We start from the raw sequence: 23,607 nt of genomic DNA, 5'->3' as shown, positions 1-23,607 counted from the left end.
TTTCAATTAGGAAAATAGAAAATTTTAGAATGAGTAGGAAGAAAAAAAGAGATTTAATTCTTGAAAATATAAAGCTATTGACTGCCGGAGCAAAAGGAGTGGCAATAGGAAGGACAGAAGAAGGAAAAGCTGTAATGGTTTCAGGAGCTATTCCAGGTGATATTGTAAATGTAAGAGTGAAAAAAGCGAAGTCAAAATATTATGAAGGCGAAGCGGTTGAAGTTATTGAAAAATCACCTTACAGAGCAGATCCAAAATGTGTTCATTTCGGAACTTGTGGAGGCTGCAAATGGCAGAACATGAGCTACGAAAAGCAGCTTGATTTTAAACAGGAAGAAGTATATAATAATATTAAAAGAATCGGTGGAATTGATGACTTTGAGACGGTATCAATTCTGGGAGCTGAAGAACAGTATTTTTATAGAAATAAAATGGAATTCTCCTTCTCAAATGCAAGATGGCTTACTCAATATGAAATCAGTTCTGAAGAAAACTTTGGAAGTAAAGATGCGTTAGGATTCCATATTCCCGGAATGTGGAGTAAAATTCTTGATTTAAAAGAATGTTTCCTTCAGGAAGATCCTTCCAATGCAATAAGACTGGCTGTAAAAGAATATGGAGTAAACAACGGTCTGGATTTCTTTGATGTAAGAAACCAGGAAGGTTTTTTAAGAACCTTGATGATGAGACAAAATTCCAAAGGAGAATGGATGGTTCTTTTCCAGCTTTACAGAGAAGAAAAAGAAAACAGAGAAAAACTTTTTGAATTCTTACTGGAAAAATTCCCGCAGATTAAAACATTAGTATATGCTATCAATCCTAAGCAGAATGATTCCATTTACGATTTAAATATCAATGTATATTTTGGAGAAGGTTACCTTATGGAAGAAATGGACGGACTGCAGTTTAAGATAGGCCCGAAATCATTCTTCCAGACCAATTACAAACAGGCTTTGGAACTGTACAGAAAGACACTTGAATTTGCAGATCTGAAAGGAGATGAAGTTGTATATGACCTTTATACAGGGACAGGAACAATTGCTCAGTATGTAGCGAGAAATGCAAAACAGGTAATCGGAATAGAATCTGTACAGGAAGCCATAGATGCTGCTATAGAACATGCTGCATTGAATGGTCTTACTAACTGTACTTTCTATTGTGGAGACATGAAGGATATCTTCAATGACGAATTTATGGCAACTCATCCTAAAGCAGATGTATTAATTACAGATCCACCAAGAGACGGAATGCACCAGAAGGTCGTAGAACAGATCTTAAAGCTTTCACCGGAAAAAGTAGTTTACGTAAGCTGTAATTCTGCAACACAGGCGAGAGACCTTGCCTTGATGAAAGACCATTATACTTTAGTGAAGATTTTGCCGGTAGACATGTTCCCACAAACACACCATGTTGAGAACATTGCGTTGCTGATTAAAAAATAATTTTATCTAAATTTGAATTTCAAATCTTAATATGAAGTACTTTAAATTTCTGATAGCGATCTGTTTTTTAGGAATGCTTTTTTCCTGTGGAGGAGATGATGATATTTGTGAAAGCGGAGAAGGAACTCCCAGAATGAAGGTGGCTTTCAGATCACTGGCTACTGGAAAAGAGACGACCCTGGATACCCTTTATGTCGCAGTAGATTATGGAGCAGGAAAAGTGGATCTTGGAAAACTTGCAAAAATTGATTCCCGGTTAATTCCTTTACGGGTTGACAGCTCACCTTATACTGACGTTTATTTTAAACTTACCTATAATGGAGCAGAATCTAAAGTAAGAATTAATTATAGTACGAAGTCAACGTATGTTTCTCCCGGATGCGGAATCAAAAAATCTTACGAGAATTTAAGTTCAGAATTAGTAACTCCGAATCCTGTTCAGAAGCTGGAAGCCGGACAAAATCAAATAGAGAATGAAGACAAGACTAATCTTTACCTTTCTTTTTAGTTTATTGGGAATAATAAACTGGGCACAAGACAAAAAAAAGGAAGCAGAGAAGAAGGTTCAGGAGAAATATGAACCCAATTTTATGGTTGGCCTTGATGTACTGAATACCGGAGCCGGTTTTTTTTCTGACAGAAAATTGTATCAGGGATTTATTTCTTCAAAAATCAGAGGAAATCTCCATGCTGTTGCAGAGGCAGGTTTTGAAAAAAATGTGTATCAGAAAAATGGTTATGATGCGAAGGCAAGCGGTCCTTTCGTGAAATTGGGTGCATTCTATATGCTTGCAAAAGATGCAGAGAATGAATTCAATGGATTTTATGCAGGAGGAAAAGCTGCCGGATCATTTTATAATCAGGAGTATATGGCAATTCCTGTTCGTGGATTTGGGGGAAGCAATTCTTCAGAAGCCTTTCCTTCATCATCACAGTCATCTTTTTGGCTGGAAGGTACGTTGGGAGGCAGAGTACAATTATTTAATTCCAATTTCTACATCGATGTGAATCTTCAGCCAAGATATATGGTATATACTTCCAAGCAGGATGATATCTCTCCCATGATCGTTCCGGGCTTCGGAAAAAGTTCTTCAAAATTCAATATGGGATTTGCATGGAATATTGCATATAAGTTTTAGAAATATTATTTCTTGACATTTAAAATATATAAAACACAAACTTTAGACTACTCTAAAGTTTGTGTTTTTTTTAATGGATATCGTTGATGAGTGTATTATGTTGAAAAATATTAACTTATTTTACTTATAAGATTGATAAAATAGTTATATTTGGCGGAAATTATAATTGTGTTTTAATTTATGAAAAGAGTATTTACTGCTTTAATGTTCACTTTTATAGGGAGCGCCGTGTTTGGTCAATGGACACCAACTTCCCTTAAAAAAGGAGACGATAACAAAAGAAGTACAGGATTTAGAGTAGATCAATCTAATGTAAGAGGAAACGGGTACTATAAATTAGACCTGAACTTACTGAGATCTCAGCTAAAGAATGCACAGGAAATGGGTACAAATGCCACTCCTGTAGTGATTTCTCTTCCCACTATGAGCGGGAAGATTGAAAGGTTTAATGTATACAGTTTTCCAGTAGTTGTAAAAGAACTGGCAGACAAGTATGAATTAGGATCTTATGTTGGAACAAGTGTAGAAGACCCTACCAAGTATTTAAGATTCAGTATTGCTCCTAATGATTTTCAGTCGATGATTATTCATGGTGATAAATATGAGTTTATTGACCCTTCTTCTGCAGATAAAACAGTGTATGCCGTTCATCCTAAAACTAAAAAGGATAAAAATGGATTCTTATGTTCTACAGAAGAATCTCCTGTTGCTAAAAAGGAAATAGATGCCTTATTGAAAAATGGGCAGTCATTCTCAAATCAGGCAACAACTTTCAACAAGAGTTCTGATAAGAAATACAGAACAATGAGACTGGCGATGTCTGTTACCGGTGAGTATACTCAATACTTTATGGGGCTTGCTGGCGTACCTGCTACAGCTACAGATGATCAGAAAAGAGCTCCGGCACTAGTTGCAATTAATAATACTTTAACCAGAGTAAACGGAGTTTTTGAGAAAGATTTTGCATTGCATTTGAATTTGCAGAATTTTCCGACTGTAATTTATATTGATCCAGCTACAGATCCATATTCTGCTGCTGCTACAGGAGCAGGGGGTGCATGGAATGGACAACTACAGACTGCTTTGACAGCCAATGTAGGAAATGCCAACTATGATATCGGACATTTGTTCGGTAAATCAGGAGGTGGAGGAAATGCCGGATGTATCGGATGCGTATGTATCAATCCTACAACTTCAGTTCCTAAAGGAAAAGGTTCAGGATTTACTTCTCCGGCAAATGGAATTCCATCAGGAGATAGCTTTGATATCGACTATGTTGCACATGAGATGGGGCATCAGCTAGGAGGTAACCACACTTTTTCTCACAATCTTGAGGGAAGTGGTGTAAATATGGAACCTGGTTCAGGATCTACCATTATGGGATATGCAGGTATTACTGGTCCTGATACGGATATTCAGCCTAACTCTGATCCTTATTTCCATAAAGCAAGTATCGGTCAGATTCAAGCTAACTTAATTGCAAAAACTTGTGATGTAGAAACTACAATTACCAATAATCCACCGGTAATTACGGATCTGCCAACATATACTATACCTAAGGGGACTGCTTTTGTTTTAGCAGGTGGTGCTACAGATCCTGAAAATGATCCAATGACTTATTCTTGGGAAGAAGTTGATGATGCATTAGTTTCTGTGGATAAATATAATTTAGGAAATACAATGTCTGGAGCTTCATTCAGATCTGCTCCACCAAGTACAAACCCAGCAAGATACTTTCCAAAATTTGCATCTGTAATGAATGGAGTGTTGAATAACGCAAACAATACTTGGGAAGCGGTATCAACTGTAGCAAGAACAACAAATTTTGCATTAACTGTTAGAGATAATAACTCTAATGTAGCTCAACAGCAGTCAGCTTTTAAAGTTCAGACAATTGTTGTAGGAGATAACGGACCTTTCAGGTTAGCTAATCAATATGCTGATGTAAATACACCAACTCCGGTTCAATGGATTGTTGCCAATACAAATGCTGCTCCTTATAATGTAGCTAATGTAAAGATTGACTATACTACAGATAATGGAACAACCTGGACTGTACTATCAGCATCAACACCTAATGACGGAACTGAAAACTTTACTTTCCCTTCTTCATTGAATGGACAGACTATTAAAGTTAGAATTTCTTCAATAGGTAATGTTTTCTATGCTGTAGGACCTGTGAGCATTGCACCTCTATCTGCATGTAGCAGTGCTGCTCCAACGAATGTAGTAGTGAGCAATATTACGGTATCTTCAGCTAGCGCATCTTGGATGTCCTATACTGGAGCAACTTATAAAGTACGTTATAGAAAGGTAGGTACAACAGCATGGACTGAAGCTGATACAACAGTTCCTTCAATCAACTTAAGTAATTTAATTGATGGAACAACATATGAAATTCAGGTTGCATTAGTTTGTGGTACTTCGGTAGGTACATATTCAGCTTCTGTAAACTTCAGCACTCCTGCACTTGCTTACTGTGCATCTGCTTCAACTAGTGCAGCTTATGAGTATATCGCCAATGTGACACTTGCAAATGTAAATAATACTTCAGCAAATAGTACATATACAAACTATACAACAAATACAGCACTTCAGGCGAACTTGGTAAAAGGAACTTCTTATCCTATTTCTGTTACTGTTGGGAACTCTGGTGCTGCGGATTATGATACAGTAGCTGCATTTATCGACTTTAACAAGGATGGTGTCTTCAGTGATTCAGAAAGAGTATTGAATTATCCTGTAACATTAACCCAGCCATCAACTGTAGTTAACGGAACGGTTACCATTCCAGGTAATGCAGTAGAAGGACAGCCATTAAGAATGAGAGTTGTAGCATTCTATGTAGGTGCTGGAACTGGTGGTGGTAACGTTGGATTATCATTACCTACAGATTATATATGTGGAGAACTTTTCGATGGTGAAGTTGAAGACTATAACGTAGTAATTACTAGTAATCTTGCTACTTCTGAAACAGCTGTTAAAAATAACGGTATTCAGATTTATCCAAACCCGGTAAGTGATATTCTAAATATTACTAAAGTTTCAGATAAAGCTACTTATAAAATCTATAGTGCTGCTGGACAATTAGTAGACAGAGGAAATATCAACGATGGAAAGGTGAATGTTTCAACTTTAGTTAAAGGTGGTTATATAATTACAATAGATGATAAAGGAATTGAGCAATTCAAATCTAAATTCATCAAAAAATAAAGATAACCTTTTAAATATTAGTAAATCCCCGGGCTTTCCCGGGGATTTCTTTATTTAAAGCATAAGTGGAGATATTGTTATATTTTTACAAAAAAACCTAAATGTACCTGTAAATTAATAACAAAAAATGATTAGATTTGTATGATTAATATTATAATGAAAACATTATGAAGAAATTCTTTACCTCTTTAATTCTGTTTCTCTGTTTGATCTGTACAGGCTTTGTATCCAAAGTCTCAGCTCAGGCAGGACAGATCGGGACAGGAACGGGTACCTCAGTGTATCTCCCCATACGTTCCTATTATGGGTATAGTTATTCCCAGCAGATTTATACTGCTGCGGAGCTTACGACTGCTATAGGTACGTCGAACTATATCACAGCTGTAAAGTTTTATTCTACCACCGTTTCAACATCTCAGGATGTCTATAAGGATTGGGTAGTATATATGGGGAACACAACCCAGAATAACTTTGCAACCACTACAAACTGGGTTCCATTAAGTGGTTTGACCCAAGTTTTCGCCGGAAATTTACCTAACCTGACAAATGGGAACTGGGTAACTCTTCAATTGGCAACTCCGTTTTTGTGGAACGGAACAGACAATCTTGTGATTGCTGTAAATGAAAAAACTCCAGGTTATTCGTCTTCGCCAGGTACAGCTTGGGGATCTTATAACGCAGGAGCAAACAGAGGGATGATCTATTATGAAGATTCTGCAAACCCAGACCCTGCAGCACCTCCTGCTGCAAAAGACAGAGTTGCAGATATTCCTAGAATACAATTGGAAAGCCATCCGCTGCCAGCTTGTTCAACAGCTCCTCCTACCAATATTACAATTTCCAACCTGACAACAACTTCGGCTAATGTAGGTTGGTATCTTTCTGCAGGTGCTACGTATGTTGTACGATACAGACCTGTAACAGGAGGACCTTGGGTGACAATTAACGTAACAACACCTTTGGTAGGAAACCAGATCATTACCGGATTAACAGAACAAACCCAGTATGAAGTTCAGGTAGCTACTATCTGTGGGGGTACTCAGGGAGCATTCTCTTCCAGTATAAACTTTACAACTCCGGCACTTACGTATTGTAATTCAGCGGCTACAAGTACTTTTATTGATGGGTATATAAGCCAGGTTGCAGTTAATGCACAAGGAGCTCCTTCGATGGTAAGTAACTCTAATCAAAGTGGTTACACAGATTATAGTACAGATCCTACAAGATTAGTTACTTTGGTAAGAGGAGGTACTGCTACTGTTTCTGTAGCAAAAACATGGCCGGGTTACCAATATAGCTTCTTAACAGGAGTTTGGATTGACTTTAACCGTAATGGTATTTTTGAAGCGACTGAAAGAGTATTGACTTCTCCAAGTAATACGACAACGCCGGTTACGGCCACATTCAATATACCAAATGCTGCAGGTGGTGCATATACCGGAAACCTTACTACCAGAATGCGTGTAGTAATGAATGAGTACAGTCCTATTAATGCTTGTGGAACTTATTCTTATGGTGAAACTGAAGATTATGCTGTTAAACTTATTGATTTATCAGCATGTACTACAGCTCCACCGGCTGACATTCAGGTAAACAATGTAACTCCTTCTTCAGCTAACGTTACTTGGACATCAACTACAGGAGCTACTTATATTGTAAGATACAGAGTTTCTCCTTCCGGTGCATGGCAGCAGATTGCTGTAAATACACCTTTGGTAAGTAACCAAATACTTACAGGATTATTAGAGCAGACTACATATGACGTTCAGGTAGCTACTATTTGTGGAGGTACTACAGGTGCATTCTCTCCGAGTGTAACCTTTACAACTCCTGCTCTTACTTATTGTACGGCAGGTCCTACAGGTAATACTGCTACTAGCGGATATATTAATAATGTAACCGTTACTCCTACGAATACTCCTATCATGTTGAGTAATTCAGGATCGGATAACTATAAAGATTATACACCAGATCCTACAAGAGTAGTTATATTTGAAAGAGGTTCTGCAAATAATAAAATTTCTGTGAACAAATACTGGCCAGGTTCTCCTACATCTTATGGAGTTTCAGCTTGGGTTGATTTTAACAGAAATGGAACATTTGAAACGAGTGAGAGAATTCTGAATACTACTTATAATACAACTACTCCGGTAACGGCAACTTTTGCTGTCCCTACAGTGGCGAGTGGAAATGTATATACTGGAACTCTTCCTACCCGTATGCGTGTAGTAATGAGATATTTTGATAATGCTAACCCTTGTGGAACATTTACCCAGGGAGAAGTAGAAGATTATGCAGTAAAATTTGTAGATTCTCAACCATGTTCAACAGCTCCTCCAACGAATATTACAGTAAACAATATTGGTGCAACTACTGCAACAGTATCATGGGTTGCAACTGTAGGAGCTACTTATAATATAAGATGGAGAACTACTCCTGGAGGGGTGTGGCAGACGGCTACTGTGCCAGCTGGTCAAAACTTCTATGGAATCACTGGTCTTACTGAGCAGACAAATTATGAAGTTCAGGTCTCTACAACATGTGGAGGTTCTACAGGATCTTACTCATCATCAGTAACGTTTACAACACCACCGCTGTCTTACTGCCAGATGACAGGTACCGGAACGAATGACCATATTTCGAATGTAACAGTTACCTCTTCGAACCTTGGAGTTCCTCCAATGAACAATACTTCAGTACAGACTAATTACACCAGCTATACAACACCTGAGACTCTTATTACTTTAGATGTTAATTCTCAAAATAATAAAATCTCTGTAGCTAAAGGTTGGACTGGAGCAACAGGAAACGATGCTGTAACAGCATGGATTGACTTTGACAGAAACGGACAGTTTACAGACGCTGAAAGAATTTTAATTTCTCCAGCTAACACAACTACCCCTGTTACTGCTACGTTTGCCGTTCCTTCAACATCTTATACAGGTCCATTGACAACTACAATGAGAGTGGTACTAAAACGTACAAGTGCTCCTGTAATGTGTCAGAATGCAGTAGATGGAGAAGTGGAAGACTACAGAGTAAGAATCAGACCTTGTAGTAATGCAACTCCAAACGCACCTACATTTACTACTACTCATACAACAGCTACTGTTACAATTACAGGAGCAGGAGTAAGTTATTTGGTAAGATACAGAGTTCAGGGTACAACAGCTTGGACACAAGTATATGCTTCAACACAATTGGGGAACCTTCCATTAGTAATCACCGGATTGACACCAGCTACCACTTATGAAGTAGAAGTAGCTGCAATTTGTGGAGATATTGTAGGAACAGCAACTCCAATCAAGACATTTACCACAAGATGTGATCCTACTCCTCCGAATGTGACAGTAGGTAACATTACTCCAACAACAGCATTGATTACATGGGCACCACTTGCAGCAAGTTCTACCTATACAATGAGATGGAGAAAAGTAGGTACTACTACATGGAATATTATCAGTTTACCAGCAGCTCCTGCAAATACTTATGTGTTAGGTAGTGTGACTCCATTAGAGCCTTTCACTACTTATGAAGTACAGATTGCTAATATGTGTAACGGAGAAACTGCTCTGAATCCATATTCAAACCCTAAAGTATTTACAACAGAAAGAATCTGTGAAATTCCGCCTCCAGGATTAACAATTACTCAATTGCTTCCTACATCGGCAGCAATCCAATGGGATCCTTTCCCTGGAGCAACATATGTTCTTAGATATAGAAAAGTAGGTATTCCAAGCTGGACAGAAGTACCATCATTAGTTAATAACCTTGTATTAACAGGTCTTACAGAATTAACTAAATATGAAATGCAGGTGGTAAATATCTGTAACGGGACACCAGGAAATTATACTCCTCCATATTACTTCACAACTCCTACAGTAATTTACTGTCAGATGAATTCAGGAAGTTCTATAGGCGAGCATATCTCTAAAGTTACTGTGAAGCCTACCGGTAAGAAAACAATGGAGAATGAATCAGGAGCATCAACGTATACAGATTATACAGGAGTTCCTAAAACATTCATCGAAATGATCCAGGGATCAACAGATAATGAGATCATCATTGAGAAGAAGTGGACAGGAAACACGTACAACGAAGGAATCGCAGTTTGGATTGACTTCAACAGAAATGGTGAATTTGATATCAATGAAAGAGTATTAAGCTCTCCACCAAATACAGACAGCCCTATCTCAGGTAAATTCAATGTACCGGCAGATGCGTTTGTAAGTATGACGGATTACAAATATGTAGTGATGAGAGTAGCAATGGAAAGAGACGGTATTCCTGTAAACTGTACAAGCTTCAAAAACGGAGAAGTAGAGGATTACACAGTAAGAATCTCTAAGCCGATTGTTGCTAATCCAATTGATCAGACGGGTATCATGATTTATCCTAACCCGGTAAGCTCAATATTATTTGTTAAAAATATCAGCAAGAGAGCTAAATATAAGATCTACAATGCTGCAGGACAGGTAATAGGAGATGGTATCTTACTAAACAACCAAATCAACGTAAGCAGATTGATTAACGGTGTTTATGTAATTGATATCGATGATAACGGTAAAACTGTTCAGAAGAAATTTATCAAAGAATAAGTAAACTAAATATCAAATAGAATAAGCCTCCAGAAATGGAGGCTTATTTTTTATCCTTATTATTGATTAATTACAATGTACAACGCTTCCGGCCAATTTATATCAGGTAGAATAATATTAGACTGATATGAGTAAATTAATCAATAGTGTATATGTTATCTCTAATGAAGATAATGGAAATATCATCCAAAAGAAATTTATAAAGGAATAATACAAAAAGCCCTCAAAAAAATGAGGGCTTTTTTATTTTTAAGCGAGAAAATAATCTTTAGGAATATTTCTATTCAATGGCAAAGATTACTTTTTCGGTCTGTTCTTTTAATTCTTGCAGATTGGTATTGTTGTAGATGATACAATCTGCCATTTTAATTTTATCCCTTTCAGGCATCTGTTTTTCCATAACAGCCTCTACTTCACGATAGGTTTTATTATCTCTATCCATTACTCTTTTAGCCCTGATATTATCCTCAGCTGTTACCAAAAGAGATTTATAACATTGTCTGTTAAGTTTTAGTTCAAACAATAATGCAGTTTCTTTGAAAACCAAATATTTGCTTTGCCTACTTACCCAATCTTCAAAATCAATTCGTACAGCAGGGTGTATGATTTCATTTAATTGCTCGAGAATATCACTATTGTTGAAAACCTTACTGGCAACGAATTTTCTGTCATACAATCCATTTTCATCATAAGATTCTTCGCCAAGAAGTTCCTTGATCTTTATTTTCAGATCTTCATTCTCATTGACGATTGCCTTTGCTCTTTCATCGGAATAATAAACCGGAAATCCGAATTCCTCTATAAAGCGGGCTACTGTAGTTTTTCCAGAGCCAATTCCGCCTGTTAAACCTATGATCTTGGGTGCTGGTTCCGGTTCAGCCTGTTGTGTTTCTGAATGTAATTCTTCCATGATTTAAAATTAATATCCAAAAACATCATTAAAGGTAAACGTCTCATCAAGTCTTACCCCTTTGTCGGTCATTTTAAGACTTGCCAGCTCATTATGAGCATCATGTTCAAAGAATAATAAATATTCGTTATCTACACACTGCTTTAGGAATTTTCCCTTTTCTTCCAATGTTAAAAGAGGTCTGGTATCATACCCCATCACATATACCTGGTTGATATGTCCTGCTGTAGGAATAAGATCTGCAGCAAAAACGACTGTTTTTTCCTGGTATTGAATGACCGGAAGCATTTGTTTTTCTGTATGTCCATCCACAAAGATGACATCCATCTTCAGATCAGGAGCAAAACCGTAATTTCCGGTAGTAGGAAGCGGTAAAAAATTAAGCTGGCCACTTTCCTGTATCGGCATAATATTTTCCTTCAGGAAACTTGCTTTTTCTCTCGCATTAGGTTCTGTTGCCCATTGCCAGTGATTTTCATTAGTCCAGAAATTAGCATTTTTGAAAGCGGGCCTGTATCCGGTTCTGTCATCATTCCATTCTATAGCACCACCACAGTGATCGAAGTGAAGGTGGGTAAGGAATACATCCGTAATATCCTCCTTTATAAAACCGTATTTCTTTAGATTTTTATCAAGAGTATCATCTCCAAAAAGAGAATAATGCCCGAAAAATTTATCATCCTGTTTATTTCCAAGACCGCAGTCTACCAGGATTAGTTTTTTTCCGTCTTCAATAAGCAGGGAACGTGTTCCCAGTTCGATTAAGTTTTTTTCGTCTGCCGGGTTTGTTTTTTCCCACAGACTCTTCGGGACGACTCCGAACATAGCACCGCCGTCCAGTTTAAATTTTCCACATTGTATTGGATATAACTTCATATGTATATTTTGATTATTTTTTTATTGCTTTCATTTTCTCCGCAATTTTTTTTGCGTTATCATCAGAACCCTCAAGATGATTGATAATATTTTCATAATCAGTCTCTTTTCTGTTCTGAGAAAGTTTTTGCTTGATAAATATTTCGTTAGGAATTATTTTAATGCCAAAAGCACCCTTCATTTCCTTTTCCACGAATTCTTTTCCCATATCCTTCACCATCATCGGGCATTGCTGAATTTTTTCATATTTGGAAGTTAATTTATCCAAATGAGCATAAAGCTCATCATGATTCATCAGTTCAATCTTTCCATAGATCTGTACTGCTTCATAATTCCAGGTGGAAACATTAATATGATCGTACCAGCTGCTGGATATGTAAGTGTGGGCTCCTAAAAAATCACAAAGAGCCTCATCTCCGTTTTTTAAGGTTTTCGCCTGTGGGTTAGCTCTCGAAATATGAGTTTCAATATAAGCATTTTCCGGATCATCTTCATTTAACATCATCATAGCATGGGTCGCCCGGATCTTGTCAACAGAAGAAATCAATAAAGCAAAAGAATTTTCTTTGATAATCTCTCTCATCAAATTGTAATCTTCGCTTCTGTATAATTTGGGTATAAACATAAACTAATAAACTCTCATTAACCTAAACCTTAAACCTTGAATCTTTGAACTAAAAAAGTTCACCCGGATTTTTAGGTCTGGTAATATTTAAATGTTTGTAAGCTTTGTCAGTAACTTCTCTTCCTCTCGGAGTTCTGATAATAAATCCTTCCTGAATCAAAAATGGCTCATAAACTTCTTCCAGTGTTTCAGGATTTTCAGCAATAGAGGTGGCCAAAGCAGAAATACCAACTGGTTTTCCTTTAAAATTTTCAATCATAACACGCATGATCTTATTATCCATTTCATCCAATCCAAATTCATCCACATTGAGAGAGTTCAGCGCATATTTTGTAATATTGATCTCAATTTCACCGTTCCCTTTGATCTCCGCGAAATCACGTACCCTTCTCAATAATGCATTGGCAATCCTTGGGGTTCCACGACTTCTTCTAGCAATTTCTATCGCTGCATCTTCGTAAATAACAACTCCCAGAACCCTTGCACTTCGTTGGATAATCGTAGACAAAAGTTCAATAGAATAATACTCCAGTCTGCTTTGAATCCCGAATCGGGCAAGCATAGGTTTGGTAAGCATTCCGCTTCTTGTAGTTGCTCCCACCAGAGTAAAAGGATTCAGCCCAATCTGCACACTTCTGGCATTAGGACCTGTTTCCAGCATGATGTCAATCTTATAATCTTCCATTGCGGAATACAGATATTCCTCTACAACAGGAGAAAGACGGTGAATTTCATCAATGAAAAGGACATCATTTTCTTCCAGATTTGTTAATAAACCAGCTAAACTTCCGGGTTTATCCAATACAGGACCAGAAGTAATCTTACAGTTCACTCCAAGCTCATTGGCAATAATATTGGCTAAAGTGGTTTTACCAAGTCCCGGCGGACCATGCAATAAGACATGATCTAATGCTCCTCCGCGTCTTTTCGCAGCGGTAACAAAAACTTCAAGGTTCTCCAGCGTTTTTCTCTGCCCCGCAAAATCTTTAAAGCTCTGGGGACGGATCTGTTCTTCCTGCATCAGCTCCTCGCGTGAGTAGTTTTCCTTATCTGGATGTAAAAAATCTGGCATTAATTCATTTCATTTACCTCAAAGATAGCAAATTTAGACTAAGGTTGAAGGGCAGATTGAGAAAAGGTTAAGATTGATGCTGAGTTTACGCTAAGGTTAAAAATGAGAACAGCTAAGATTTAAATAATTGGGATATTTTAAGTATTTTTGAGAGGAGAAATTATTGATAAAAATTATTGAAATTTTGATTGTTTAGAAGACAGGTGTTGATAATAAATGAATCAGCCTCAATCTGAATATTAGTATTAACTTTAAACTCATGAAATTAATAGGACCATTTAAGCAGGTGGTAACGCTTGCTAACTTACCATTAAGAGGAAAACTTTCCGATGAACAACTTGAAATTATTGTAGACGGAGGAATTGTAGTAGAACAGAATATCATTCATAAAGTTGGAAATTTTGAAACATTAAAAGCAGAAAATCCTACCATAGAAATCGAAAACATCGAGGGAGAGCAGATTGTTCTTCCTGCTTTTGTAGATTCACATACCCATATCTGTTTCGGAGGAAACCGTGCCAATGATTTTGCGATGCGTAATGCAGGGAAAACCTATCTGGAAATCGCTGAAAGCGGTGGTGGAATCTGGAGTTCTGTGCAGCATACAAGAAATGCATCAGAAGAAGAATTGCTGAAAACTTTAATAGAAAGAATCAACTTTTTGGTTGATTTAGGAATTACCACTATTGAAGTGAAGAGCGGCTACGGACTGGATATAGAAAATGAGCTGAAGATGCTTAGAATTATTAAAAAAGCACAGAATGAAACTAAAGCTACTTTAGTTCCTACCTGTCTTTCGGCTCATTTAAAGCCTAGAGACTTTCAAGGAAGCAATCCTGAATATCTTGAGTATATCATTACTGAAATTTTACCAAAAGTAAAAGAAGAAGAATTGGCGAATAGAGTAGACATCTTTATCGAAAAGTCTGCATTCCAGCCTGAAGAAAGTAAAGAATTCTTGCTTAAAGCAAAAGCATTAGGTTTTGAGATTACCGTTCATGCAGATCAGTTTACGCCAGGAAGCTCAAGAATTGCAGTAGAGGTGGGAGCTGCATCTGCAGACCATTTAGAAGCAACTATTGATGAGGATATCGATTTTTTGGCTAAGTCTGATACCGTAGCAACAGCACTTCCCGGAGCAAGCTTAGGACTAGGAGAAAAATTTACTCCTGCAAGAAAATTATTAGATGCAGGAGCTATTGTAGCGATTGCAAGTGACTGGAATCCTGGATCAGCGCCGATGGGAAATTTAATTACCCAGGCTTCTATCTTAGCCACTTTCCAGAAACTGACCACTGCTGAAGTGTTGGCAGGAATGACTTTCCGTGCAGCTTATGCCCTTAATCTTGAGGATAGAGGACAGTTGAAAACAGGGAAAAAAGCAGATTTTGTCACTTTCAAAACCAATAACTTCCAAAATGTACTGTATAATCAAGGAAGCTTGAATGCGGAACATGTTTATATTGATGGGATTTCAATATAAAATTTACTATTTTGAAAGCTATTAAAAATTTGATAATTTATTTGGTACTACTCATAGTATCTTTAAATGTGATTACTTTTTTGCAGTCTTTTTGGAATTATAGGAATTTGATCGAAGGGGAAAAACAGTTTTTAGAAATATTTTATTCTGGATTTCTTTTTATAGCTTTTCTAGCGATAGTACTATTATCTTTTTACTTTTTTTTCATGATCATATTTTGTATTTTTCAAATAATGAAAAGTGTATACGCTTCCTTGATTAGAAAAAGTAAACAATAAAAAAACTGGGATAACAATTAAAAATAGTTTGATTTGATTGAACTTTAAAGAAACAATATACAAATTGAAATTATTAATGATGAGTAATATTTGGCAAGGCAGATTGGACGGAGAAGAACTTCTCCATCACAGAATATTTCAAAGAGTAAAAGAAGAACGTAACTACGATAATATCGCAACGGATGACTTCGTACTGCATGGTTTTGCTGTAGATGAAGGAGTAAGGCGAAATAAAGGCCGTCAGGGAGCTAAGGACGCACCTGATGTAATCAGAAAAAACATGTCCAATTTTCCGGTGATTCTTCCTGACTTTTCAATGCTGGATTTTGGGAATATTACTTGTGACGATGGTAATCTGGAAAATACGCAGAACAATCTTGCTAAAAATGTTTCAAAAGTACTTTTAAAAGGCGGAAAATCCCTTGTATTGGGTGGAGGCCATGAGGTTACATATGCTCATTATTTAGGAGTCAAAACAGCTTTTCCGGAGCAAAAAATAGGGATTATTAATCTTGATGCCCATTTTGATAACAGACAGCCGGAAAAAGGAGTAGGGGCAAGCTCAGGAACCGGATTCTGGCAGATTGCTCAGGAAGGTCCTATCAATTCTCTGCATATTGGAATTCAGAGAAACTCCAATACACTGAAGCTTTTTGATACTGCTCATCAGTATGGAATGAAATATATTCTGGCTGATGAACTGTTTTTTGAAAACCTTCCATCAATCTATCAGCGTATTGACGAATTATTGGATACGGTAGATTATGCCTATCTTACAATTTGTATGGATGTCTTTAATGCATCTGTCGCTCCAGGAGTTTCGGCTGCAGCGTACAACGGAATCTTTGCGGATCCAACCTTTATGCATTTTTACAGGCATATCTTAAAAAATAAAAAATTGGTTGCAATGGATGTAGCGGAAGTTAATCCTTCTTTCGATATCCAGGACCGAACAGCAAGACTGGCAGCATGTCTTGTGAATGAATGGCTAATGATTTAAGATAAAGCTATATTCTTCCGATAGAGAAAATCATTATTTTATTGACCCTTAAGGAATGAAATTTGCTGATTTCACCGTGCTTTTAAAACAAAAGCGCTCATAAATTCATTAGCTGAATTTAAAACAGATTTATATTATGGAACAATTAATTGAAAGCAAGCTTATTAAAGCAGATAAAGCGTTTTCAGTGTGGAGAAAAGTGCCGTTTGAGGAAAGGCAGAAGTTAATTGCAAAAGCAGCAGAAATTTTAAAGAATAATTCAGAGAGATTTGGTAGAATAATTACAACAGAAATGAATAAGCCCATTTCAGAATCAATAGCTGAAGTGGAAAAGTGTGCTTTAATGATGAATTATTATGCCGCTGCTGATAATATTTTAAAACCAGAAAAAGTAGAATCTGAATTTGCTTATTCTGAAGTTCATTACGCTCCGAAAGGAGTGATTTTAGGAGTAATGCCATGGAATTTTCCTTTTTGGCAGGTATTGAGATTTGCTACTCCTGCAATTTTAGCTGGAAATACAATTGTTTTGAAGCATGCTTCAATTTGTTTCGGAAGCGGAAATGCAATTGAAGATGTTCTTTTGGAAGCAGGTTTTCCGGAAGGTGTTTTCCAGAATCTTGAAGTAGGACACAAAGCAGTAAAGGAAATTCTTGAGCATGATGCTGTAAGAGGGGTAAGTCTTACAGGAAGTGGAAAAGCCGGCGGTGAAGTAGCGTCAATAGCTGGTTTAAATATCAAAAAATCTTTGCTTGAATTAGGTGGAAGTGATGCATTTATCATTTTTGATGATGCAGATCTGGAAGCAGCAGCAAAAGCTGGAGTAAAATCCAGACTTCAAAACTGTGGACAAACCTGTACTGCGGCTAAAAGATTTATCATTGACGAAAAAATCGAAAATGAGTTTCTCCCTATATTCATTGAAGAATATAAAAAATATGAAATTGGAGATCCCTTAGATAAAGAAACCAAATTGGCAGGAATGGCAAGACCTGACCTGGCTGATGAGTTGGAAGCTCAATTCAACAGAGCGTTGGAAAATGGTGCAGAAATCATTATTCCTCTGGAAAGAATTTCAGAAAATGAATTTAAGCCAGGCTTAATCAGAGTTCAGGAAGGAAATCCAATTTTAAAGGAAGAGCTTTTCGGACCTCTTGGTATGGTTATGATTGCAAAAAATGATGAAGAAGCCTTACAAATGGCTAATGATATTCCTTTTGGGCTTTCCAATTCTGTATGGACAAAAAATAAAGACCGCCAATTATTCTTCATTGAAAACCTTGAATCAGGAACAGTCAATATCAACAGAATGACAAGCTCTGATCCGCGTTTTCCGTTTGGAGGATCAAAAGCTTCAGGATATGGAACAGAATTATCCCTGTTGGCTTTAAAAGAATTCGTGACAGCTAAGACTATTGTAGGTAATTAAGATGTGTAAATGTCATTCCGAGGAATCTCAGAGATTTTTCACTTCACTCCGTTTTGTTCAGAATGGCAAACGAACATTTATAAGTTAAGAGTAGACTTTACACTATAAACAAAAAAAACTCCCGGAAATCATTTCCAGGAGTTTTTTATATGTTTTTTACAAAAGTAATTTTGCTTATACTGTCGTCAATCTCAGCGTATTCGTTTTTCCACCTTCGTATGATGGAGTAGCATTGATATTGATTACAAAGTCTCCGGTTTCAATATAACCGTAGTTATGAGTCAGCATATTTACCTGGATGATTGTTTCATCAGTAGATTTCTTCATATCATAATAGTATGCGTGAACACCCCAAAGAAGGTTCAGCATGGTAATCACTCTTTTGTTACCACTATATACAATGATATGAGAGTTTGGTCTGTGTGCTGCAAGCTGGAAAGCAGTGTAACCAGAGTGAGTAAGCGTCACAATAGCAGAAACGTTTGTTGTTTTAGCAATTCTTACCGCTGCAAGACAAACCCTGTTTGTAATGAATCTCTCATCAATACAGTTATAATCTTTTTCGATTGGCTCATTTTTGTGTTGGTAAAAATGAGTGGTCTCGATATTCTTTACGATTTTAGCCATATTTTCCACTACCTGTACCGGATATCTGCCTACAGAAGTTTCTCCGGAAAGCATTACTGCATCAGCTCCGTCCAATACAGAGTTGGCAACGTCATTTACTTCTGCTCTTGTTGGTGTCAAACTGTTGATCATGGTCTCCATCATCTGGGTAGCGATAATCACCGGCTTAGAATAGAATCTTGCTTTTTCTACCAGGTTTTTCTGGATCGCAGGAACTTCTTCCATTGGAACTTCTACTCCAAGATCCCCACGAGCTACCATTAATCCATCACATTCAAGAAGGATTTCCTCAATATTTTTAACGCCTTCAGGCTTTTCAATCTTCGCAATAATCGGAGTCTTGAATTTACCATTTGGATGCGCTTTGATAAGCTCCTTCAAGTCGATAATATCCTGAGCATGACGAACAAATGATAAGGCAATCCAGTCAACCTCCATGTCAAGCATGAAATTGGCATCCTGAATATCTTTTTCTGTCAATGCAGGAAGAGATACATTCGTATTAGGTAGGTTCACTCCTTTTTTAGAACTTAACGGACCTCCTTGAATGGTTTTTGCTTTTACAGTATCTATTTCATTGGTTTCGATAACTTCCAGCATTAGTTTTCCATCATCAATAAGGATTCTTTCTCCTACTTTTACATCTTGTGGAAACTGTTGGTAAGTCATATACACCTTAGTGGAATCTCCCTCCATCTTTTCATTGGTAAAAGTAAGAATATCACCTGGATTCAGGTAAGATCCTTCCTTTACAACTCCCACTCTCAGCTTTGGCCCTTGAAGATCTCCCAGGATTCCTACTGAATAACCATACTCGCTGTTTAGCTCTCTAATTATTTCAATATTGTTTCGAACTAAGTCGTAATCTGCATGGGAAAAATTTATTCTGAAAATATCAACACCCGCTTTCATTAAATCTAACATTACCTCCTTCGATGACGAAGCAGGCCCTAGTGTTGCGATAATTTTTGTCTTCTTTAAATACTTATTCATAATACTGGATAATTTGATAAAGTTCTTCATCAGAACTCAGTGTATAATCTTGAATTGGAAACACAAGATTTTCAGGGAGCAAAATTACGGAAAAATCAGGAAACTGTTCCGAACTATGCAGAATATATTCCACATCTACCTGATTATTTAATAAAAATTTAATGTTTTCTTCTTCTGTAAAGAGTTCTGTCTGAACTTTTTTTTGCTTACTTTCAGAAGATTTATTTGAAATAAAGGTAAAACAGGTCCTGGAAAACTTGTGATAGGCCTCAAATCGTGGAAAAAAATAATCATAATATCCTCCATGAAAGACAAGATCTTTTTTTCGTGAAAAGCTGAGATTGTTGGCTTGATTTATTTTGTAAAAAAACTCATGAGCAGGTACATCTTTTGCTAATCTTACCAATCCTATGGTAATATCTTCAAATTCTATATCATCAAGATCATAAAGTTTTTGAATTTCCAAGTATATTTTCTTTTTTATTTAAAATATAAAATGCCCTTTGTGCTGCCTTTTCCTCTGCTTTTTTCTTGGAAGTTTCTGTTGCATTAGCAATTTTTCCTTCACCCAGCCACACGTGACATCGGAATACCACAGATTTATTAGCTTGTATTTCTTCGCAGGTTTCGTATTTTATATTGACCTTCTTCTTTTGGCTCCATTCGAGCAGTAGACCTTTATAGCTTACAATTTTGTTTTCAAGCTTATTGATTTCAGAAGGGGTCAGCAATTTTTCCAAAATAATCCTTTTACAGGTATCATAATGGAAGTCTAAATAAACGGCACCAATTAGGGCTTCGAATAAATTTCCGGAGATATTCTCGCCCAAAGCAGAAGAACTGTTTTGCTTTTGCAAAAGGTTGGTAAGCTTAAGGTCTTCGCCTAATTTATTGAGGTTTTTCCTATTAACAATCTTAGATTTCATTTGGGTCAGATATCCCTCATTAGCCTGAGGATAGGTCTGGAACAAATGACAAGAAATAATTGTACCCAAAACAGAATCTCCCAAAAATTCAAGCCTTTCGTAGTTGCTGTCTTGATTTTTAGAAGAATTTTTCAAAGAAAAAGCTTCGCGGTAAAGAGCTATATTCTGTACCTCTGTACCTAACACTTTTTTAAGCTCGGTACTGAGAAAATACTCTCTCTCCGTTAATTGTCTTTTTCTTTTTTTGAGAAGGAATTTAGAAAAGTATTTCTGTAACTCCATTCATTGAATTTAGATTTTCTTAAATAGAACGCAAGCGTTATGCCCGCCAAATCCAAAAGTATTGCTCATGGCTACTTTTACATCTTTCTTCACAGCTGTGCTAAACGTAAAGTTTAGTCTGCTGTCAATATTTTCATCATCAGTAAAATGGTTGATGGTAGGAGGAACAGTACCATGAATAATAGTTCCCAATGCAGCGATAGCTTCAATAACACCTGCAGCACCAAGAAGGTGGCCTGTCATTGATTTTGTAGAATTAATCTGAATGTCGTAAGCATGCTCGCCTAATAATCTTGAGATTGCATTGGATTCTGCGATGTCTCCTAATGGAGTAGAAGTACCATGCATATTGATATGATCTACTTCATCAGCAGTTAAACCTGCATCTTCCAGGCAACTCTTCATTACCAGATAAGCACCAAGGCCTTCAGGGTGAGGAGCAGTCATGTGATGTGCATCAGCACTTAGACCTCCTCCTAATAATTCTGCGTAAATTGTAGCACCACGTTTTACAGCGTGCTCATATTCTTCAAGAATAATACATCCTGCCCCTTCACCTAATACAAATCCATCTCTGTCTTTGTCAAAAGGTCTTGAAGCTGTTTTAGGATCATCATTTCTTGTCGAAAGTGCCATCATTGCATTAAATCCACCGACACCACTTGCTGTAACGGCTGCTTCAGAGCCTCCGCACACAATCACGTCTGCTTTTCCCAATTGGATCAGCATTTTGGAATCAATTATAGCATTTGCTGAAGATGCACATGCAGATACGGTAGTGTAATTAGGTCCGTGGAAACCATACTCAATAGAGATATGTCCTGGAGTGATATCCGCAATCATTTTCGGAATAAAGAACGGGTTGAATCTCGGAATTTCCGTATTGGCCCATCCTAACACTTCAGTTTCAAAAGTCTCTAATCCTCCGATTCCGGAACCCCAGATTACTCCAACTCTGTTTTTATCTACATTGTCTTCAATAATTCCAGAATGTGCTACTGCTTCTCTGGCAGCAACAAGCCCCAATTGAGTGTTTCGGTCCATTTTTTTAGACTCTTTCTTGTCGAAATGCTGTAACGGATCGAAATTTTTCACTTCGCAAGCGAACTTCGTTTTAAAGTTTGTGGCATCAAAAAGAGTAATCGGAGCGGCACCGCTCTCACCTTTTACAAGATTTTCCCAGTATTCTTTTGCATTATTTCCTATTGGTGTTATTGCTCCAAATCCGGTTACAACTACTCTTTTTAATTCCATAAACTTTGTTTAATTTCTTTTTTGTTGAAGAATATTATTTATTTACTACTTCTTCGATGTAAGCGATAGCGTGCCCTACAGTAGTAATTTTTTCAGCTTGGTCATCAGGGATCTGAATATTAAATTCTTTTTCAAATTCCATGATTAACTCAACTGTATCTAGTGAATCAGCTCCTAAATCGTTAGTGAAGCTAGCTTCAGGAGTTACTTCTGTTTCTTCAACGTCAAGCTTATCCGCGATGATAGCTTTTACTCTTGATGCAATGTCTGACATAGTAAATTATTTTTTTAATTGTTAGATGGTGCAAATATATAAAATTCTTTACGATAAAACATTTTTTTAGCCTTTTTTGTGGACGAGAAGCTTTCATTTTAAATTGTGTCGCTTTAGTCTTTTAGTTTTCAGTAGGTTATAATTTGTTATGTATTGAGTGCTAGATTTCAAATTCAAATAAGCTGGAAGTATTTCAAAGGATACCTTTTTATAATATGAAAGTGATAGCAGAAATCGTAACACTTTGTATTAGTTTTTGTATTTGGAATTAGTAAGAAATTTGGAAAAAGCAAGATTAAATGTGCTCAAAGAGAAAGAATGATAAGCTAGGTGGGTAGATCCTTTTTTGCAGAAGCAATAGGGTTTAATGATAATATTTCATTTATTAGATATAACTTTTTAAGTTATTTCACAATGAAGTTTAAAAGGTGATGAAGAAATAGAATGGCTTAGGAATTATTTTGTGCAGGTCGTGCTAAACTATCTGAGATAAATTGGAATATACATAACTATACTCAATAGTGACACTGGAGAGCAGGTGATTGAAAGTCTTTTAATTCAAAAAATGGCAACTAATAGTGGTAGTGACTATGAAGAAGTTTGTTAAGTTCAGTTCGATTATAGTAGAGCTATTCGTCAAATTCACAATTGATATTCTGAATCAGGTGTAGTAATAAAAAAAGAGAATCTGATTTTCCAGATTCTCTTTTTTTTAGTGGAGTGGGCAACAAGTCATTTCGACCCTGAATTAGAAATTTCTATTAATGGTTCTACTAATATAGAAGACAATAAAATGCTAGCAGAAGCCAAAAAAGTTAGTGGCAAGATAATTGGAATTTTTGATGAACAACAAAAGACATCTTTTATATATACTGTTTATGAAACCAATGGAAAAACATTTATAAAAACTTCTTTCAAGGATGGGGGATCTATGGATAATGAAGTGACAAAAATAGATACTAACAATGGAATCAGATATAATTATAAAGAAGATGTAAGTCAGGGAGAATACTTTGTTTTAAATAATGACATTCTTGAATTCTATAATAGCGAAAATAAAATGTTTACAACAGCAAATAAGGTATTGTATTGATATTCAATCTGTAGTAGTATTACTACAAATTCCAAGATTTTATTAAAAATTTTACATTTGGCATTATTTTTTATCTATATTTAGTGATATAAA

General features: G+C 36.6%; 18 protein-coding genes. 9 read left to right on the top strand and 9 right to left on the bottom strand.

Going from position 1 to position 23,607, the window contains the following annotated elements; translation table 11 throughout:
* Positions 1–29 precede the first annotated feature (29 nt).
* The 5 genes from rlmD (at position 30) to CHRYMOREF3P_RS11370 (ending at position 10,392) form a co-directional block, all read left to right on the top strand.
* A complete protein-coding gene (gene rlmD / locus CHRYMOREF3P_RS11390; protein ID WP_077418870.1) occupies positions 30–1,442 on the top strand; it encodes a 23S rRNA (uracil(1939)-C(5))-methyltransferase RlmD in 1,413 nt (470 codons plus the stop codon).
* A 31-nt stretch (positions 1,443–1,473) separates the two neighbouring features.
* Positions 1,474–1,950 (top strand): DUF6452 family protein, encoded by a 477-nt coding sequence (locus CHRYMOREF3P_RS11385; protein ID WP_077418871.1) that lies wholly within the window; start codon positions 1,474–1,476, stop codon positions 1,948–1,950.
* Complete coding sequence (locus CHRYMOREF3P_RS11380) at positions 1,916–2,581, top strand: DUF6048 family protein (RefSeq protein ID WP_180564669.1); 666 nt, start codon at positions 1,916–1,918, stop codon at positions 2,579–2,581. The genes CHRYMOREF3P_RS11385 and CHRYMOREF3P_RS11380 overlap by 35 nt, the downstream gene beginning before the upstream one ends.
* A gap of 180 nt (positions 2,582–2,761) precedes the next feature.
* Complete coding sequence (locus CHRYMOREF3P_RS11375; protein ID WP_180564668.1) at positions 2,762–5,794, top strand: reprolysin-like metallopeptidase; 3,033 nt, start codon at positions 2,762–2,764, stop codon at positions 5,792–5,794.
* Between the two features lie 167 nt (positions 5,795–5,961).
* Positions 5,962–10,392: a GEVED domain-containing protein gene (locus CHRYMOREF3P_RS11370; RefSeq protein WP_180564667.1), complete on the top strand. Its 4,431-nt coding sequence runs from the start codon at positions 5,962–5,964 to the stop codon at positions 10,390–10,392.
* A 280-nt stretch (positions 10,393–10,672) separates the two neighbouring features.
* Here CHRYMOREF3P_RS11370 and coaE read toward each other — a convergent pair whose 3' ends face one another.
* Genes coaE through ruvB form a run of 4 tightly spaced genes read right to left on the bottom strand, consistent with a single transcriptional unit; the run spans position 10,673 to position 13,875 of the window.
* Positions 10,673–11,302, bottom strand: coding sequence for a dephospho-CoA kinase (gene coaE, locus CHRYMOREF3P_RS11365; RefSeq protein WP_077418875.1), 630 nt, complete (start codon positions 11,300–11,302; stop codon positions 10,673–10,675).
* 9 nt (positions 11,303–11,311) lie between these two features.
* Positions 11,312–12,178 (bottom strand): MBL fold metallo-hydrolase, encoded by an 867-nt coding sequence (locus CHRYMOREF3P_RS11360; protein ID WP_077418876.1) that lies wholly within the window; start codon positions 12,176–12,178, stop codon positions 11,312–11,314.
* 13 nt (positions 12,179–12,191) lie between these two features.
* Positions 12,192–12,803 (bottom strand): FMN-binding negative transcriptional regulator, encoded by a 612-nt coding sequence (locus CHRYMOREF3P_RS11355; RefSeq protein ID WP_077418877.1) that lies wholly within the window; start codon positions 12,801–12,803, stop codon positions 12,192–12,194.
* A 49-nt stretch (positions 12,804–12,852) separates the two neighbouring features.
* The gene (ruvB, locus tag CHRYMOREF3P_RS11350) at positions 12,853–13,875 is read right to left on the bottom strand and encodes a Holliday junction branch migration DNA helicase RuvB (RefSeq protein WP_047425136.1); all 1,023 of its coding nucleotides are present in this window, start codon (positions 13,873–13,875) and stop codon (positions 12,853–12,855) included.
* 259 nt (positions 13,876–14,134) lie between these two features.
* Here ruvB and hutI point away from each other — a divergent pair, with 259 nt between their 5' ends.
* From hutI to CHRYMOREF3P_RS11335, 3 genes are all read left to right on the top strand, one after another.
* Positions 14,135–15,358, top strand: coding sequence for an imidazolonepropionase (hutI, locus tag CHRYMOREF3P_RS11345; RefSeq protein ID WP_180564666.1), 1,224 nt, complete (start codon positions 14,135–14,137; stop codon positions 15,356–15,358).
* Positions 15,359–15,715: 357 nt separating this feature from the next.
* On the top strand, positions 15,716–16,636 hold the full coding sequence (gene hutG / locus CHRYMOREF3P_RS11340) for a formimidoylglutamase (RefSeq protein ID WP_077419353.1): 921 nt from the start codon (positions 15,716–15,718) through the stop codon (positions 16,634–16,636).
* A gap of 136 nt (positions 16,637–16,772) precedes the next feature.
* Positions 16,773–18,065 (top strand): aldehyde dehydrogenase family protein, encoded by a 1,293-nt coding sequence (locus CHRYMOREF3P_RS11335; protein ID WP_180564665.1) that lies wholly within the window; start codon positions 16,773–16,775, stop codon positions 18,063–18,065.
* 174 nt (positions 18,066–18,239) lie between these two features.
* Here the strand turns inward: CHRYMOREF3P_RS11335 and pyk are convergent, their stop codons facing one another.
* From pyk to CHRYMOREF3P_RS11310, 5 genes are read right to left on the bottom strand one after another with little or no spacing between them, the layout of a single operon-like run.
* Complete coding sequence (pyk, locus tag CHRYMOREF3P_RS11330; RefSeq protein ID WP_077419354.1) at positions 18,240–19,685, bottom strand: pyruvate kinase; 1,446 nt, start codon at positions 19,683–19,685, stop codon at positions 18,240–18,242.
* Positions 19,678–20,151, bottom strand: coding sequence for an IPExxxVDY family protein (locus CHRYMOREF3P_RS11325; RefSeq protein ID WP_047386079.1), 474 nt, complete (start codon positions 20,149–20,151; stop codon positions 19,678–19,680). The genes pyk and CHRYMOREF3P_RS11325 overlap by 8 nt, the downstream gene beginning before the upstream one ends.
* Positions 20,129–20,893, bottom strand: a complete 765-nt coding sequence (rnc, locus tag CHRYMOREF3P_RS11320) for a ribonuclease III (RefSeq protein ID WP_077418880.1) — start codon at positions 20,891–20,893, stop codon at positions 20,129–20,131. Before rnc ends, CHRYMOREF3P_RS11325 begins: the two co-directional genes overlap by 23 nt.
* Before the next feature lie 9 nt (positions 20,894–20,902).
* Positions 20,903–22,147 (bottom strand): beta-ketoacyl-ACP synthase II, encoded by a 1,245-nt coding sequence (gene fabF, locus CHRYMOREF3P_RS11315; protein WP_180564664.1) that lies wholly within the window; start codon positions 22,145–22,147, stop codon positions 20,903–20,905.
* 34 nt (positions 22,148–22,181) lie between these two features.
* Positions 22,182–22,421, bottom strand: coding sequence for an acyl carrier protein (locus CHRYMOREF3P_RS11310; RefSeq protein WP_002976354.1), 240 nt, complete (start codon positions 22,419–22,421; stop codon positions 22,182–22,184).
* A 715-nt stretch (positions 22,422–23,136) separates the two neighbouring features.
* Here CHRYMOREF3P_RS11310 and CHRYMOREF3P_RS11305 point away from each other — a divergent pair.
* On the top strand, positions 23,137–23,514 hold the full coding sequence (locus CHRYMOREF3P_RS11305) for a hypothetical protein (RefSeq protein WP_180564663.1): 378 nt from the start codon (positions 23,137–23,139) through the stop codon (positions 23,512–23,514).
* The last annotated feature ends 93 nt before the right edge of the window (positions 23,515–23,607 follow it).

This window comes from Chryseobacterium sp. JV274 (assembly GCF_903969135.1).
Taxonomy (GTDB): domain Bacteria; phylum Bacteroidota; class Bacteroidia; order Flavobacteriales; family Weeksellaceae; genus Chryseobacterium.
This window is presented reverse-complemented; position numbering and strand designations above follow the sequence as displayed.